The following is a 15,667-nucleotide window of genomic DNA, read 5'->3' as shown; positions in this document are numbered from 1 at the left end:
GAAGCAGAGAATGACTGAACGACAGATCCGCCTGTTCGGCGATCCGGTGCTGAAGACCGTCTCCTCGGAGATCCGCGAGATCGACGAGGGCGTGCGCGCCCTGGTCGAGGACCTCCTCGACAGCGTGCGGCCCGACGGCCGGGCCGGCGTGGCGGCGGCGCAGATCGGCGTGAACCTCCGGGCGTTCAGCTACAACGTGGGGCCGGCGTTCGGCTACATCCTCAACCCGGTCATCGAGGAGCTCCGCGGCGAGGCCGTGCTCGTCGACGAGGGCTGCCTCTCCGTGCCCGGCCTGTGGTTCCCCACGATGCGCCACCCCGAGGCCGTCATCAGCGGCATCGACCTCGACGGGAACGCGGTCCGCCTCGAGGGCACGGGCGTGCTCGCGCAGGCGTTCCAGCACGAGGTGGACCACCTCGACGGCCTCGTGTACCTCGACCGGCTCGACAAGCAGCGCCGCCGCGAGGCCATGAAGCAGGTGCGCGAGTCCGACTGGTTCTGATCCGCCGTCGGTCCCGCGCGCGCGGGACCGACGACCGGCGTCAGTGGACCAGCGAGTGCCCCTCCGTGTTCGGCGCGGCCTCGTAGATCCGGGTGATGACGTCGGCGAACGCGTCGAGCACCACCTGGCGCTTGATGCTGAGCTTCGGCGTGAGGTGCCCGGCCGCCTCGGTGAGCTCCACCGGCAGCACGACGAACTTCCGGATCGACTCGGCGCGCGACACGGTCGCGTTGGCCGCATCGACAGCACGCTGCACCTCGGCGAGCACCGCGGGGTTCTGCGACGCCTGCTCGAGCGTCAGCGCCGGGTCCTGCCCGTTGTTGCCGAGCCAGACCGTGAGCATCTCGGGGTCCAGCGTGATGAGCGCCGAGATGAACGGCCGTCGGTCGCCCGCGACCACGACCTGCCCGACGAGCGGGTTCGCGCGGATCGGGTCCTCGAGCGCGGCGGGCGCCACGTTCTTGCCGCCCGCCGTGACGATGATCTCCTTCTTGCGCCCCGTGATCGTGAGGTAGCCGTCCGCGTCGTAGCTGCCGAGGTCGCCCGTGCGGAACCAGCCGTCGTCGAAGACGGCCGCGGTCGCCGCCTCGTCCTGCCAGTAGCCGTCGAAGACGTTGACGCCCTTGACCTCGATCTCGCCCTCGTCGGTGATCCGGGTGGAGACGCCGGGGAGCGCGGGCCCCACGGTGCCGATCCGGAAGCCCGCGACGAGGTTCACGCTCACGGGCGCCGTCGTCTCGGTGAGGCCGTAGCCCTCGAGGATGGTGAGCCCGAGCGAGCGGTAGAAGTGGCCGAGGCGGAGACCGAGGGGCGCGGATCCGCTCACCGCGTAGCGCACCCGGCCGCCCATCGCCTGCCGGATCTTCGAGTACACGAGCGCGTCGAACAGCTTGAACTGCAGCGCGAGCGCCAGCGGGACCTTCCCCGCGTCGACCGCGACCGAGTGCGCGTAGGCGACCTCCGCGGCCTTGCGGAACACCTTGCCCCGGCCGGCGCCCTCCGCCTTCTGCTCCGAGGAGTTGTAGACCTTCTCGAACACGCGCGGGACGGCGAGCAGGAACGTCGGCTTGAACGACGCCAGCGCGGGGAGGAGCTGCGTGGTGTCGGCCTGGTGGCCGGTCTTCACGCCGGCCTGCACGTTGAGGATCGAGATGAAGCGCGCGAACACGTGCGCCGTCGTGATGAACAGCAGCGTGGACGCGCCGACCTGCACGACCTCGCTCATCGCGACCTCGGCGTTCCGGGCGAGCTCGACGAAGTTGGAGTGGGTGAGCACGCAGCCCTTCGGCCGTCCGGTGGTGCCCGACGTGTAGATCAGGGTCGCCATGTCGGAGCCCACGGCGATGTTGCGCCGGCGCTCGATCTCCTCGTCCTGCACGTCGACGCCCTGCCGCGCGAGCTTGTCGAGGTCGCCGAGGTCGATCTGCCACACGTGTCGCACCGCGGGCAGCTCCGGGTGCACCTCGTCGAAGCGCGAGAAGTGCTCGGCGGACTCGAGGACCACGGCGACGCTGCCGGAGTCCTGCATGTTCCAATGCACCTGGCCGGGGGAGGACGTCTCGTAGACGGGCACGAGGACGCCGCCGGCGAAGAAGACCGCGAAGTCGACGAGGGTCCACTCGTAGCGCGTGCGGCACATCATGCCGATGCGCTCGCCCGGCTCGATCCCGGCGGCGACGAAGCCCTTCGCGAGGGCGACGACCTGGCGGTGGAACTCGGACGCCGAGACGTCGGTCCACCCGCCGGACCCGTCCGGCAGCGCGAACAGCGGAGCGTCGGGGCTCGTCCTCACGCGGTGCACGAGGACGTCGGTGACGTTGTCCTCGGGTCTCGCCTCGACGGCGGCGGGCATGGTGTGCTGTTCCACGGCAGCTCCTTCGGTACCGGAAATGGATGGGGTCAGCTTAACGGCGGCCGGCGCCCCCGCGCTCGTCCCCGGTCGGGGGCGTCCGGCGCGTCACTAGGATCGACTGGCGAGACGAACGGAAGGGCCCGCGGAGTGCATGCAATCGGGATAGACATCGGCGGGACGAAGATCGCGGGAGCCGTGGTCGACGAGCTCGGCGTCATCGCGGCGGAGGACCGGGTCCCCACCGAGGCCAGCAGCCCGGACGCCATCGTCGAGGCCGTCGTCGGCATGGTCGAGCGCCTGCGCGCCCAGCACCCCGACGCCGTGGCGGTCGGCGTCGCGGCGGCCGGCTTCATCGACGCCGCCCAGTCCACCGTCTACTACGCCCCGAACATCAACTGGCGCAACGAGCCGGTGCGCGAGAAGCTCCGCGGCCGGATCGACCTGCCCATCGTCATCGAGAACGACGCGAACGCCGCCGGCTGGGCCGAGTTCCGCTACGGCGCGGGCCGGCTGGTCAGCGACATGGTCACCCTCACCATCGGCACGGGCGTGGGCGGCGCGATCGTCGCCGACGACCGCCTCTTCCGCGGCGGGTTCGGCGCGGGCGCCGAGCTCGGCCACATGCGCGTCGTCCCCGACGGCCTGCCGTGCGGCTGCGGCGCCCGCGGCTGCATCGAGCAGTACGGATCCGGCCGGGCGCTCCTCCGCACCGCCGACGAGCTCGCGGACCTCGGCGGCACGCACGGCGCGGGCCTCGCGGCACGGCGCCAGGAGGTGGGCACGCTCACCGGCCACGACGTGGGCGACCTGATCCAGGCTGGCGACCCCGGCGCGCTCCTCGCGCTCCGTCGCCTCGGCGGCTGGCTGGGGGAGGCGGCCGCCAGCATCGGCGCGATCCTCGACCCGCAGATGTTCGTCATCGGCGGCGGCGTCGCCCAGGCCGGCGACCTCCTGCTCGACCCGATCCGCGACGCCTACCTCGCGCACCTCCCGGCCCGCGGCTACCACCCGGAGCCGGAGTTCCGCATCGCCGAGCTCGTGAACGACGCCGGCGTCGTGGGCGCGGCCGACCTCGCGCGCCTGCACGCCGCCGCCCTCCGCCACGGCGCCTGACGCCGGGCGGCCCGGCCCCCGCCTGCCGGGCGCGGGCGTCGTCGCTGGCTATGCTGGATCCGACCCCGCCCGGAAGGTGGCCATCCGATGTTCTACTGGTTCATGAAGAACCTGGTCGCGGGACCCATCCTCCGCAGCACCTTCCGCCCCTGGGTCACCGGGCTCGAGAACATCCCCGCCAAGGGCGGCGTCATCCTCGCGAGCAACCACCTGTCGTTCATCGACTCCGTGTTCCTGCCGCTCCTGGTCGACCGCAACCTCGTCTTCCTCGCGAAGAGCGACTACTTCACGGGCACCGGCCTCAAGGGCTGGGCCACGAAGATGTTCTTCACGGCCACGGGCATGCTCCCCATCGACCGGTCGGGCGGCAAGGCCTCCGAGGCGTCGCTCAACACGGGCCTCCGCGTCCTGGCCGAGGGCCGCATGCTCGGCATCTACCCGGAGGGCACCCGCAGCCCCGACGGCAAGATGTACCGCGGCCGCACGGGCGTCGCCCGCATGATCCTCGAGGGCGAGGTCCCGGTCGTCCCGATCGCGATGATCGACACCGAGAAGGTCATGCCCATCGGCACGCGGATCCCCAAGGTCCGCCGGATTGGTGTGGTCATCGGCGAGCCGCTAGATTTCAGTAGGTTCGCCGGCCTCGAGGGAGATCGGTTCATCCTCCGCTCCATCACCGACGAGATCATGTACGAGCTCTCGAGGCTCAGCGGCCAGGAGTACGTCGACGTCTATGCGACCTCGGTCAAGGAGAAGCGCGCGAGCGCGGCCCGCTGACCGTCTCCCGCACCGCCTCCACCGCGCACCACGCGCACGACACGAACCGGGATCCCACCGTGGCCTCTGAGCACCTCGTCCCCGCCCACCCCGACGTCCTCGCCGGACTCGACCACTGGCGCACGCTCGAGGTCAAGCAGCAGCCCGCGTGGCCCGACGCCGCCGCCGTGCACGCCGCCAGCGCCGAGATCGCGCTCCTGCCGCCGCTCGTGTTCGCGGGCGAGGTCGACCAGCTGCGCAGCCGCCTCGCCGCCGCCGCCGACGGCCGCGCGTTCCTCCTCCAGGGCGGCGACTGCGCCGAGACCTTCGCCGGCGCGACCGCCGACCAGATCCGCAACCGCGTGAAGACCGTGCTGCAGATGGCCGTCGTCCTCACGTACGGCGCCGCGATGCCCGTCGTGAAGATGGGCCGCATGGCCGGCCAGTTCGCCAAGCCCCGCTCGAGCGACTCGGAGACGCGCGGCGACCTGACGCTGCCCGCGTACCGCGGCGACATCGTCAACGGCTACGACTTCACCCCGGAGTCCCGGGCGGCTGATCCCGCGCGCCTCGTGAAGGGGTACCACACGGCCGCCTCCACCCTGAACCTCATCCGCGCCTTCACGCAGGGCGGGTTCGCCGACCTCCGCGAGGTGCACAGCTGGAACAAGGGCTTCGCCGCGAACCCCGCCAACCAGCGCTACGAGCAGCTCGCCCGCGACATCGACCGCGCCATCAAGTTCATGGAGGCCGCGGGCGCCGACTTCGACGACCTCAAGCGCGTCGAGTTCTACACGGGCCACGAGGGCCTGCTCATGGACTACGAGCGGCCCATGACCCGCATCGACTCGCGCACCGGCACGCCCTACAACACGTCGGCGCACTTCATCTGGATCGGGGAGCGCACGCGCGACCTCGACGGGGCGCACGTCGACTTCCTGTCGCGCGTCCGCAACCCGCTGGGCGTCAAGCTCGGCCCGAGCACCACGCCCGAGACGGTGCACGAGCTCATCGAGAAGCTCGACCCGGATCGCGAGCCCGGCCGCCTCACCTTCATCACGCGCATGGGCGCGGGGAAGATCCGGGACGCCCTCCCGCCCCTGCTCGAGGCCGTGAAGGCGTCGGACGCGAACCCGCTGTGGGTCACCGACCCGATGCACGGCAACGGCCTCACCACGCCCACCGGCTACAAGACCCGTCGCTTCGACGACGTGGTCGACGAGGTCCAGGGCTTCTTCCAGGCCCATCGGGCAGCGGGCACGCACCCGGGCGGCATCCACATCGAGCTCACCGGCGACGACGTCACGGAGTGCCTCGGCGGCTCCGAGCACATCGACGAGGCCACCCTCGCGACGCGCTACGAGTCGCTGTGCGACCCGCGGCTCAACCACATGCAGAGCCTCGAGCTCGCGTTCCTCGTCGCCGAGGAGCTGGCGGCCGCGCGCGGCTGATCCGCATCCGTCGCTCCGCGCCCCGTCGCCCTCCCGGGCGGCGGGGCGCCGTCGTGTGAGCGCCAGGCGAGGGAGCGGGGTCAGCCGGAGGCCGTGATGCCGAGGTTGACCGTCGAGCCGCGCCGCGCGAGCGCCTGCGCCTCGGGGCTCGCCGAGGCCACCCGGGTGATGCTGTTGGGCAGCGCGTCCCAGAACGCGGAGTACGCGTACTTGAAGCCGGCCGCGTCGAGCGCCGCCTTCGCCTCGTCGCGCGTGAGCCCCACGACCGCCGGGACGGCCACGAGGTCGGGGCCCTTCGACACCTCGAGCCCCACCTTGCTGCCCGGCGCCCCGTCGGGCCCGGAGCGGACCGGGTTCTGGTCGAGCGGGTAGACCGAGATGACCTCGCCCTTCTCCACGTCGTCGCTGAAGCTCTGCTTGCCGGCCTCGCCGACGAGGCCCGCCTGGGCGAGCGTCGCGACGGCCTGGTCGACGGAGCGCCCGTGCACGTCCGGGATCCGGCCGGCGGCGACGACCAGCGTGACGGGCTGCTGCTCGGGGTACTGCGCGCCGATGGGCGCGCCGGCGGCGTCGAGGACCTGCACGACCGTGCCCTCCTCCGCGTCGCCGTACTGGCGGATGGTCGCCTCCTGCACCACGAAGGGCACGCCCTCCAGCCGGCTGCGGGCATCGCCCTCCGTGCTGCCGACCACGTCGGGCACGTCGAGGAGCTGCGGCCCGGTCGAGGCGTAGACGGTGACGGTGGATCCCTGGTCGACGGGGGTGCCCGACTCCGGATCGCTGCGGGTCACGTGCCCCACGGCGACGTCCACGCTCGGCTCCTCGGCGCGCGCGACCACGAAGCCCTGGCCCTGCAGCGTCCCCGCGGCGTCGTCCACCGCCATCTCCGTGACGGTCGGGACGGGCACGCGCGCTCCGGGTCCCTGGCCGTAGTACCAGCCGGTGCCGCCCGCGAGGGCAGCGAGCATGACGATGAGGAGAGCGAGCACCCAGCCGCGCGCGCGACGGCGCTGTCCGGCCGCGGCCAGCGCGGCGACGGACTCCGGCTCGGAGCGCTCCGTCTCCTGCCGCAGCATGACGGGCGGGCCGCCGACGACCTGCGTCTCGCCCGTCGTGACGGGCGGTAGCGCCGGGGCGCTGGGGAAGACCACGGTGCGCTGGAGCGGCGCGGGGTCGCCGGACCGGGCGTCGAGCCGGTTCTGCACGGCGTAGAGCTCGTCGAGGAGAGCTCGTGCGTCGCGAGGGCGCTGCTCGGGATCGCGCGCGGTCGCCCACAGCACCAGCTCGTCGAGCTCGACGGGCACGGACGCGTTCGCGGTGCTGGGCGTCGGCACCTGGTCGTTCGCGTGCTGGTACGCGATCTGCATGGGCTGCTCGCCCTTGAAGGGCTGCTCCCCGGCCAGCATCTCGTACATCATGATGCCGACGGCGTAGATGTCGCTGCGGGTGTCCGCGATGCCGCGGGTGACGAGCTCGGGGGAGAGGTACGCGATCGTGCCGAGGAGCGCCTGGCCCGTCGCGGTGTTCGCGCTGACGGCCCGCGCGAGGCCGAAGTCGCCGATCTTGATGCGCCCGTCGTCCGCGAGCAGCACGTTCTCGGGCTTGAGGTCGCGATGCACGATCCCGGCCTTGTGCGCGGCCGCCAGCCCCGACAGCACGGCCTCGAGGATGTCAAGCGTCTGCTCGGGCGTCAGCCGCTCGTACTCCTGCAGGAGCTCACGGAGCGTCATGCCGGGCAGGTACTCCATGACGAGGTACGCCATGTCGGAGTCCTGGCCCTGGTCGAAGACGTTCACGACGTTGGGGTGCGCGAGGCGCGCGGCGGACCGCGCCTCCTGGATGAAGCGGTCGCGGAACGCGCTGTCGTCGGCGAGGTGGCCGTGCATGACCTTGACGGCCACGCGGCGCTCCAGGCGCAGGTCGGTGGCGACGTAGACCGTCGCCATCCCGCCGCGCGCGATGCGGGACCTGACCTGGTACCGACCGTCGAGGAGACGGCCGATCATGGGGTCGGTCGGGCTGGAGGTCACTGGATGATTCTAGGGATCGAGGCTGTCCGGGCCTCCCCGGCACACCGGAGCGCCGCCGCGCGGGTGCGCACGCCGATCGGCGTCAGCCGATCTCGTCGAGCCAGGCCCAGGCCGAGGCCTCCCACTTGGCGTACGCGTCCGGGTAGGCCGAGTACTGGACGGCCTGCGCCGCCTGCGTGACGGTCATGGACTTCCAGCCGGCGATGTCCAGGAGCCCGCGCGTGGCTCCCGGGTTCGGGTTCACGGGACCGCCGAAGAACGCGCGGGACGCGAAGACGGGGTCGTTCAGCTGGGCGGGCTGGCCCCAGCCCTGGCTCGGACGCTGCTGGAACAGGCCGATGGAGTCGCGGTCGCCCCAGTCCAGGTTCCGGAGGGTGGACTCCTGCGCCGCCGTCGCGAGCGCGATGACGAGCCCGTAGTCGCTGACGCCGGCGGACCGGCCGACCTGGACGATGACGCTCGCGTTGCGGCGCATCTCGTCGGTCATGATCGTCGTCCCGTGGAGCGACGCGACCTGCACGACCGCGGCGGAGGCGTGCGGGATGGTGAGCTTGCTGCCCGCGTAGATGATGCTCGACCAGTTGAGGCCGTTGGCGTTCAGGAGGTCCTGCACCGTGACGCCGGACTCCTGGGCGATGCTGTGCAGCGTGTCGCCGGTCTCGATCGTGTAGGTGCCGGAGAGACCCGCCGTGGCGGCGGGCGACGCGCTGGCGGGCGCGGCGGGGGCAGCCGGTGCGGCCGGAGCCGAGGCGCCGGGGATCGTGAGCCGGTTGCCGGGGAAGATCGTGCTCGTGGCCCGCAGCCCGTTGGCCTGGAGGACGGCCGACGTCGAGACGCCGTGCTTGCCCGCGATGCCGGACACGGTGTCGCCGGCCACGACCGTGTAGCCGGCCCCGGATCCGCTGGGCGCGGTCGCGGTCGCGGGCGCCGGGGTGGAGGAGGAGGCGCCGGAGCCGCCGAGGGTGAGCGTCTGGCCGGGGAAGATGGTGGTCTTCCAGCCGAGGCCGTTCTGCGCGAGCACCGACGCGGTGGAGAGGCCGAAGCGGCCGGCGATGCCGGAGACGGTGTCGCCCTGCTCGACGACGTACGTGGCGGGCGCGGCGACCATGGGCGCGGCGGCCGGGGCGACGGTGGGCGCGGCGATGCGCGGGATCTTCGTCTGCGCGGGGCCGGACTTGGCCTTCGGCACGCGCTTGACGGGAGCGGCCTCGGCGGGCGTCGCCATCCCGAGGCTCACGGCGAGCGAGCCGACCAGCACGATCGGCATGGTGGCGAGGAGCGCCTTGGAGCGGCGGGCTGCCGAGCGTCCGGTCGAGGTGTCCGCGGACCGGCTGGGGTCGCGAGGAGGGGTGGGTTCGGTCATGGGCATGTTGGTCTACTCCGGCCGTCGTGCTCGATTCCCTGATGCAGGTGTTCCACGTTAACACGCAGGGGAAGCAGAGCGCACATAAGTGACGGATGTGGCTGGAGTGATCAGCGACACGCCTGTTCGGCGGATGGGCAGCCGGATCCGCCCTCACCGCCTCCCTGGGTCTCCGGCGGCGACCGCTGTCCCGCCGGCGGGCCGGGACGTGCCAGCATGTGAGACGTGAACGAGCCCTATTCCGACCGTGAGTGGTTGACCGTCCCCGATCTCGTCGACCTCCTGGGTCTCACCGTCAGCCGCGTCCGCCGGCTCATCGAGGACCGGCGCCTGCTGGCCGTCCGCCTCGACGGCGTGCTGAAGGTCCCGGCCGTGTTCCTGCGCGACGGCGAGCCGCTGTCCGAGCTCCGCGGCACGATCATGGTCCTCGGCGACAACGGGTTCACCGACGAGGAGGCCATGGACTGGTTGCTGACGGAGGAGCCGAGCCTCGGCACCGCTCCCGTCGACGCGCTCCTGGCCGGACGCAAGGCCGAGGTGCGACGGGTGGCGCAGGCGACCGCCTGAGCCGCTCCACCCGCGTTCAGTGCGATCCGCGACGGCCCCAGGGCCGGGTCAGGTCAGGTGACGCGACGCGTGACGCTGTCGACGAGCAGCTCGAGCTGGTTGCGGGCGCGCGCGCCGATGGGCGCCTCCCGCAGAGCGGCGAGCGACTCCCGCACGTGGCGGGCGATCATGCCCTCCACCTCGTCCAGGGCGCCGCTCTCCCGCAGGATCGACTGGAGCGCGCGGATCTGCTCGTCATCGAGGTCGGGATCCCCGAGCAGCGCGTCCACCGTGCGACGGACGCCGTCGGGGAGCCGCCGCCGCGCGAGCGCGATGAGGACCGTGCGCTTGCCCTCGCGGAGGTCGTCCCCGCTGGGCTTGCCCGTCACGTCGCTGTCGCCGAAGACGCCGAGCACGTCGTCGCGTAGCTGGAACGCGATCCCGAGCGGGAGGCCGACGGCCCGCAGCGCGGCGACCTGCTCGCGCGTGGCCCCCGCGAGGCTGGCACCCACGACGAGCGGCGCCTCGATGCTGTACTTCGCCGACTTGTAGACGATCACGTTGTGCGCGCGGGCGAGGGTCTCGTCCTCGGGGACGGTCGGCCATGCCACCTCCTCGAGCACGTCGAGGTACTGGCCGACCGTCACCTGCGTGCGCATGGTGGCGAGCTCGGCGCGAGCAGCCCGGGCGGCGGCTCCGTCCGCGAGCGCCAGCAGCGAGTCGATGAGGAGCTCGTCGCTCCAGCCGAGGAGCAGGTCGCCCAGGAGGATGGCGCCGGCCTCGCCGAACGCGGACGACGACCCGCCCCAGCCGCTCGACGCGTGCAGGGTCTCGAGGCGCCGGTGGGCGGCCGGCCGGCCGCGGCGGGTGTCGGAGCGGTCGATGATGTCGTCGTGCACCAGCGCCGCGGCGTGGAAGACCTCGAGGCCCGCGGCCACGCCGACGACGGCGCGGTAGCCGGGTCGCTCCTCGCCCTCCGGGCGTCCCGCGGGGGAGGGCTCGAGGTCGATGACCGAGCGCCAGCCCCAGTAGCAGAACTGGGCGCGGAACCTCTTGCCGCCTCTCAGCAGATCCGAGGAGAACTCGTGGATGCGCACAAGATCCGGGCTGATCTCCCGGAGTCCCGCCGCCTGCGCCGTCAGGAAGTCGTCGAGGCGGGTCTGGACGTGGCTGACGAGGCGGTCGCTTTCGGGCACCCGCCTAGCCTAGCCAGGGGCAGGGAGCTAGAATCCACGGGTGAACACCAACGCGTCGTCCCGAGCCTGAGGGGAACATGATGCCGCTTTCCGAGCAAGAGCAGCGCCTGCTGGAGGAGATGGAGCGCAGTCTCTATCACAACGACGCAGACTTCGTGGCGACCGTCAGCGGTCGCCGCAGCAGACCCAACTACACGATGGTCGTCGTCGGGGTGCTGGTCATCGTGCTGGGCATCGCCGCCCTCGCCGCCGGCGTCATCACCAAGCTGGCCATCATCGGCATCCTCGGCTTCGCGATCATGATCGTGGGCGCCCTCCTCATCTTCAGCCCGCGCGGCACCGTCGAGGACCCGTCGCCGACGAACGTCCCGCGTGCTCCCGGCCGCGGCGGCGGCGCAAGACCGGCCACCTCGTCCTCCTTCATGGACCGGATCAACGAGCGCTGGGAGAAGCGCCAGGGCGGTCAGGACTGACCACCCGCTGAGCGGCACTCCACCGCCCTCCACTCGACCCGAAGGGGCCGATCCCGAACCGGGATCGGCCCCTTCCGCTGTCCCCGGCACCCCTCCCGATCCCTCCCCGGCGCCCTCCGCGCGGTCCTCCGACCGCCCGGAGGGCGCTTCTGCGTGTCCGCGGCGCGCCGGGAGAGGCAGATCCCTCCACATCCCTCCCCCCTGCTGCTGCCCGCGGATCCACGGGGATCCGGGCCCGTGCCCCGCGAATTCATCCGCAGGCCCTGGCGGTCGGTGGAGGGCTGTGGAGTAAAGTGGAGCAAGTCCTGAACCACGGCCGGAGAGACAGGGGGTGTCGGTGTGTTCCTCGGTACCCACTCGCCCCGCCTCGACGACAAGGGGCGGCTCATCCTCCCCGCGAAGTTCCGCGACGAGCTCGAGGGCGGCGTCGTCATGACCCGCGGCCAGGACCGCTGCATCTACGTGTTCACGACGCGCGAGTTCGAGGAGCTGCACGACCGCATGCGCCAGGCGCCGCTCGCGAGCAAGCAGGCGCGCGACTACATGCGCGTCTTCCTGTCCGGGGCGAACGCCGAGACGCCGGACAAGCAGCACCGCATCACCATCCCGCAGGCCCTCCGCACCTACGCCGGCCTCGACCGCGAGCTCGCGGTCATCGGCGCGGGCAGCCGCGTCGAGATCTGGGACGCCGGCACGTGGGACGAGTACCTCACCGCCAACGAGAGCGCGTTCGCCGACACCGCGGAGGAGGTGATCCCCGGCCTGTTCTGACCCCGGCCCCTGACTCCCAGCCGTCCGACGCCCTGCCGCACTTCCCCGGTGGCAGGTCGGGACGGATGGGGATCAGGAGCCGCGGACAGGGCAGCGGGATGCCATGGCCCTCGACGACATCCACACCCCCGTCCTCCTCGAGCGGTGCCTCGAGCTGCTCGCCCCCGCCCTGCAGGGCGAGGGCGCCGTGCTGGTCGACGCCACCCTCGGGATGGCCGGCCACTCCGAGGCGTTCCTCGACGCGATCCCCGGGCTCCGCCTCGTGGGGCTCGACCGCGACCCCGACGCCCTCGCGATCGCGGGGGAGCGGCTCGCCCGCTTCGGCGACCGGGTCCACCTCGTGCACACGGTCTACGACGGCATCGCGCGCGCGCTCGACGACCTGGGCATCGGCGAGGTGCAGGGCGTCTTCTTCGACCTCGGCGTCTCGTCGCTCCAGCTCGACCGCGTGGAGCGCGGCTTCTCCTACTCGCAGGACGCCCCGCTCGACATGCGCATGGACGGGACAGCCGGGCTGACCGCGGCCCAGGTCGTCGCGGAGTACGACGAGCTCGAGCTGCGGCGGATCTTCTACGACTACGGCGAGGAGAAGCTCGCCCCGCGCTACGCGAGCCGCATCGTGCAGGCGCGCGAGGTGGAGCCGATCACCACGTCCGCGCGGCTGGTCGAGATCATCCAGCAGGCGACCCCGGCCGCCGTGCAGCGGGCCGGGCACCCGGCCAAGCGCGTGTTCCAGGCGCTGCGGATCGAGGTCAACCAGGAGCTCAGCGTGCTGGCCCGGGCCATGCCCGCGGCGATCGACCGCCTCGCCGTCGGCGGGCGCGTCGTCGTCGAGTCGTACCAGTCGCTCGAGGACCGGATCGTCAAGCGCGAGCTGCGCGCCCGCTCCACCAGCACCGCGCCCGTCGGCCTCCCCGTGGAGCTCCCCGAGCACCGGCCCGAGCTGAAGCTCCTCGTCCGCGGCGCCGAGCTCGCGGACCAGGACGAGATCGCCCAGAACCCCCGCGCCGCATCCGTACGGTTGCGCGCCGCCGAACGAGCCAGGAGGCGACACGCATGACCGATGCAGCACGCGCGACCGCGCGTCCCCGGATCCGGCCGTCCGCCGAGCCCGCACCGCGCCACATCGAGGTCGTCGCCACCCGCGGGCAGCGGCGCGCGCGGCCGCGCACCGTCTACGCGCTCATCGTCGTCGGCGGGCTCTTCGTCGTCCTGCTCGCCCAGCTCCTGCTCTCGATCGGGCTGTCGGACGGCGCGTACGCCATCCAGTCCCTCCAGCAGCAGCAGAAGGAGCTCGACCGCACGCACCAGGCGCTGACCGAGGACGTCGACCGGCTCTCGTCCCCGCAGAACCTCGCGCGGAACGCGCAGGCGCTCGGCATGGTCGCGAGCGCGTCGCCCTCCTTCCTGTCGCTCGACGGCACGATCCAGGGCACGCCGCAGGCGAAGGACGGCGCGACCACGCCGCTCACCGCGGACACGCTCATCGGCAACTCGCTCCTCTCCGGCGTCCCGCTGACCATCGAGAGCGACCCGGCGAAGCGCGCGGCCGCCCTCCAGGAGGCCACCGCGCAGGACGGCGGCGCCGCGGTCGACCCGGGCTCGGCCATCCCCGGATCCGCCGAGGCCGCGGGCGGCGTGACCGCCGGGAGCGTGAGCGCGCCTCCCGCCTCCGGCGCGGCCTCCGGGCTAGCGTCGGCCACGGCGATCCCCACCCCCACGACCCGCTGATCGCGCGCCCCGCTGAGGGGCCGCGGACGCCGCACCACACCGCTCCGACCGAGCATCGCACCGCCCCGCAGGCACCGAGAGGAATCCCCGAGTGACCACGATCTCGAACCGACGGCGCATCGCCTTCTCGCTCATCGCGATCCTCGCCGTCATCGGGGTCTTCGTCGTGAAGCTCATCGACATCCAGGTCGTGCAGGCCACCGAGCTCAACGAGGCCGCGCTCGGCAAGCGGGCGATCTCGCAGACGCTCCCGGGCGTCCGGGGCAGCATCTACGACGGGCAGGGCAAGGTCCTCGCCGACAGCGTCCTCCGCTACGACGTGACGATGGACCCCTCCAAGGCCGGCGACTTCACGCGCACCGTCACGGGCGACGACGGCAAGCCCGCCAAGCAGGACGTCACGCTCGCCGAGGCTGAAGCGCAGCTGGGTGCGATCACCGGGCAGAAGCCCGAGGAGATCGACGGGCTGATCGACGGCGCCCTCGCGAAGGACTCCAAGTCCCTGTTCGCGTACGTCACGAAGGGCGTCGACGTGGACGCGTACCTCGCCATCCGCGACCTCGAGATCCCGTGGATCTACTTCCAGGCGGTCTCGAGCCGCACCTACCCGAACGGGCAGATCGCCGGCAGCATCCTCGGCTACATCGCGGGCGACGGGACCATCAAGGCCGGGCTCGAGCAGGAGTACGACTCGTGCCTGTCCGCGCAGGACGGCGCGCAGACGTACGAGCGCGGCGCGGACGGCGTCGCCATCGCGGGCAGCACCGTGACGCAGAAGCAGGCCGTGGACGGCAGTGACGTGATGACGAACATCGACACGGACCTCGAGTACTTCGCGCAGACGGCCGTGGCGGAGCAGGCCGTGAAGGTCGGCGCGGACTACGGGCACGCGACCATCGTCGAGGTGAAGACGGGCAAGGTCCTCGCGGTCGCCGAGTATCCCTCCGTCGACCCGAACGACGTCACGGCGACGAAGCCGGAGGACCGGGGGAGCCGGGCGTTCAGCTCGCCCTTCGAGCCGGGATCCACCCTCAAGGCCGTGACGGCCGCCGCCCTCGTCGACTCCGGCAAGGCCGACGCGTCCACGCGGGTGGTCGCGCCGTACACGTTCACGCGGCCCGACGTGAGGCTCAGCGACAGCTACGTGCACCCCGACCTGCGCTTCACGCTGGCGGGCGTCCTCATGGACTCCTCCAACACGGGCATCTCGGCGCTCGGCGAGCGCCTCCCGGCCGCCGACCGGTACGACTACCTGAAGGCGTTCGGCGTCGGCGAGAAGACCGCCATCGACTTCCCCGGCGAGAGCAGCGGCCTCATCCGCCCGTGGCAGGAGTGGGACCCGCAGACCAACTACGCGACCATGTTCGGGCAGGGCCTCACGACCACGGCGCTGCAGGTCGCGAGCATCTACCAGACCATCGGCAACCACGGCGTGAAGCTCCCGCTCTCGCTCGTCGCGGGCTGCAAGCAGGCCGACGGCACCGTGACGGACCAGCCCTCCACCGAGGGCACGCAGGTCGTCTCGCCGGAGGCCGCCGAGTCCACCGTGAACATGCTCGAGACGGTGGTCACCTCCGGGCACCTCGCGAAGGACCTCACGATCCCCGGCTACCGCGTCGCCGCGAAGTCCGGCACGGCGCAGGTGGCGGAGGCCGACGGCAAGTACGGCAAGAACTACCTGGTGTCGATCGCCGGGCTCGCGCCGGCCGAGGACCCCCAGTACGTCGTGTCGATCAGCCTGGCCAATCCGGATACCATGAAGTCCTCGGCGGCCGCGGCGCCGGTCTTCCAGAAGATCATGTCCCAGGTCCTGAAGACCTACCGGGTCCCGCCCTCCAGCGTGCCGTCCCCGAACCTCCCGACGACCTACTGAGAGATGAGGG

The 15,667-nt window shown here is 72.1% G+C and carries 14 protein-coding genes; 10 read left to right on the top strand and 4 right to left on the bottom strand.

Going from position 1 to position 15,667, the window contains the following annotated elements; translation table 11 throughout:
• The first annotated feature begins 10 nt into the window (after positions 1-10).
• Positions 11-502 carry a peptide deformylase gene (locus tag ACT7CP_RS09840; RefSeq protein WP_413962704.1) on the top strand — a complete coding sequence of 164 codons (492 nt, stop codon included), beginning with the start codon at positions 11-13 and terminating at the stop codon, positions 500-502.
• 40 nt (positions 503-542) lie between these two features.
• On the opposite strand, the gene ACT7CP_RS09835 is transcribed toward ACT7CP_RS09840, so the two are convergent.
• Positions 543-2,369 (bottom strand): AMP-dependent synthetase/ligase, encoded by a 1,827-nt coding sequence (locus ACT7CP_RS09835; RefSeq protein WP_445442066.1) that lies wholly within the window; start codon positions 2,367-2,369, stop codon positions 543-545.
• Between the two features lie 132 nt (positions 2,370-2,501).
• Here ACT7CP_RS09835 and ACT7CP_RS09830 point away from each other — a divergent pair, with 132 nt between their 5' ends.
• From ACT7CP_RS09830 to ACT7CP_RS09820, 3 genes are all read left to right on the top strand, one after another.
• Positions 2,502-3,467, top strand: a complete 966-nt coding sequence (locus tag ACT7CP_RS09830) for an ROK family glucokinase (RefSeq protein ID WP_445442065.1) — start codon at positions 2,502-2,504, stop codon at positions 3,465-3,467.
• Between the two features lie 87 nt (positions 3,468-3,554).
• Entirely contained in the window at positions 3,555-4,244 is a 690-nt protein-coding gene (locus ACT7CP_RS09825) for a lysophospholipid acyltransferase family protein (protein WP_413962707.1), read from the top strand.
• A gap of 59 nt (positions 4,245-4,303) precedes the next feature.
• Positions 4,304-5,674, top strand: coding sequence for a class II 3-deoxy-7-phosphoheptulonate synthase (locus ACT7CP_RS09820; RefSeq protein WP_413962708.1), 1,371 nt, complete (start codon positions 4,304-4,306; stop codon positions 5,672-5,674).
• An 80-nt stretch (positions 5,675-5,754) separates the two neighbouring features.
• On the opposite strand, the gene pknB is transcribed toward ACT7CP_RS09820, so the two are convergent.
• Both pknB and ACT7CP_RS09810 read right to left on the bottom strand, forming a co-directional pair.
• On the bottom strand, positions 5,755-7,704 hold the full coding sequence (gene pknB, locus ACT7CP_RS09815) for a Stk1 family PASTA domain-containing Ser/Thr kinase (RefSeq protein ID WP_445442064.1): 1,950 nt from the start codon (positions 7,702-7,704) through the stop codon (positions 5,755-5,757).
• 82 nt (positions 7,705-7,786) lie between these two features.
• Complete coding sequence (locus ACT7CP_RS09810) at positions 7,787-9,073, bottom strand: LysM peptidoglycan-binding domain-containing protein (protein ID WP_445442063.1); 1,287 nt, start codon at positions 9,071-9,073, stop codon at positions 7,787-7,789.
• Positions 9,074-9,292: 219 nt separating this feature from the next.
• On the opposite strand from ACT7CP_RS09810, the gene ACT7CP_RS09805 reads away from it, so the two are divergent.
• Entirely contained in the window at positions 9,293-9,634 is a 342-nt protein-coding gene (locus ACT7CP_RS09805; RefSeq protein ID WP_413962711.1) for an Rv2175c family DNA-binding protein, read from the top strand.
• Positions 9,635-9,687: 53 nt separating this feature from the next.
• Here ACT7CP_RS09805 and ACT7CP_RS09800 read toward each other — a convergent pair whose 3' ends face one another.
• Positions 9,688-10,809: a polyprenyl synthetase family protein gene (locus tag ACT7CP_RS09800; protein ID WP_445442062.1), complete on the bottom strand. Its 1,122-nt coding sequence runs from the start codon at positions 10,807-10,809 to the stop codon at positions 9,688-9,690.
• A gap of 77 nt (positions 10,810-10,886) precedes the next feature.
• Between ACT7CP_RS09800 and ACT7CP_RS09795 the strand changes: the two genes are divergently transcribed.
• From ACT7CP_RS09795 to ACT7CP_RS09775, 5 genes are all read left to right on the top strand, one after another.
• On the top strand, positions 10,887-11,282 hold the full coding sequence (locus ACT7CP_RS09795; RefSeq protein WP_413962713.1) for a DUF3040 domain-containing protein: 396 nt from the start codon (positions 10,887-10,889) through the stop codon (positions 11,280-11,282).
• A gap of 339 nt (positions 11,283-11,621) precedes the next feature.
• Entirely contained in the window at positions 11,622-12,053 is a 432-nt protein-coding gene (mraZ, locus tag ACT7CP_RS09790) for a division/cell wall cluster transcriptional repressor MraZ (protein ID WP_012038555.1), read from the top strand.
• A gap of 103 nt (positions 12,054-12,156) precedes the next feature.
• Positions 12,157-13,113: a 16S rRNA (cytosine(1402)-N(4))-methyltransferase RsmH gene (rsmH, locus tag ACT7CP_RS09785; RefSeq protein ID WP_445442061.1), complete on the top strand. Its 957-nt coding sequence runs from the start codon at positions 12,157-12,159 to the stop codon at positions 13,111-13,113.
• Positions 13,110-13,784: a cell division protein FtsL gene (locus tag ACT7CP_RS09780; protein ID WP_445442060.1), complete on the top strand. Its 675-nt coding sequence runs from the start codon at positions 13,110-13,112 to the stop codon at positions 13,782-13,784. The genes rsmH and ACT7CP_RS09780 overlap by 4 nt, the downstream gene beginning before the upstream one ends.
• Positions 13,785-13,875: 91 nt before the next feature.
• Positions 13,876-15,657, top strand: a complete 1,782-nt coding sequence (locus ACT7CP_RS09775; protein WP_445442059.1) for a peptidoglycan D,D-transpeptidase FtsI family protein — start codon at positions 13,876-13,878, stop codon at positions 15,655-15,657.
• Positions 15,658-15,667: the final 10 nt, after the last annotated feature.

The organism is Clavibacter rahimiani (assembly GCF_052654495.1).
Note: the sequence above shows the minus strand (reverse complement) of the source record. Positions and strands in the feature narration are given on the sequence as shown.

Excerpts from the sequence above, each read along its gene's own strand:
- ACT7CP_RS09840 (WP_413962704.1), top strand. The coding sequence starts at position 11 with ATGACTGAACGACAGATCCGCCTGTTCGGCGATCCGGTGCTGAAGACC.
- rsmH (WP_445442061.1), top strand. The coding sequence starts at position 12,157 with ATGGCCCTCGACGACATCCACACCCCCGTCCTCCTCGAGCGGTGCCTC.
- ACT7CP_RS09795 (WP_413962713.1), top strand. The coding sequence starts at position 10,887 with ATGATGCCGCTTTCCGAGCAAGAGCAGCGCCTGCTGGAGGAGATGGAG.
- ACT7CP_RS09825 (WP_413962707.1), top strand. The coding sequence starts at position 3,555 with ATGTTCTACTGGTTCATGAAGAACCTGGTCGCGGGACCCATCCTCCGC.
- ACT7CP_RS09810 (WP_445442063.1), bottom strand. The coding sequence starts at position 9,073 with ATGCCCATGACCGAACCCACCCCTCCTCGCGACCCCAGCCGGTCCGCG.
- ACT7CP_RS09780 (WP_445442060.1), top strand. The coding sequence starts at position 13,110 with ATGACCGATGCAGCACGCGCGACCGCGCGTCCCCGGATCCGGCCGTCC.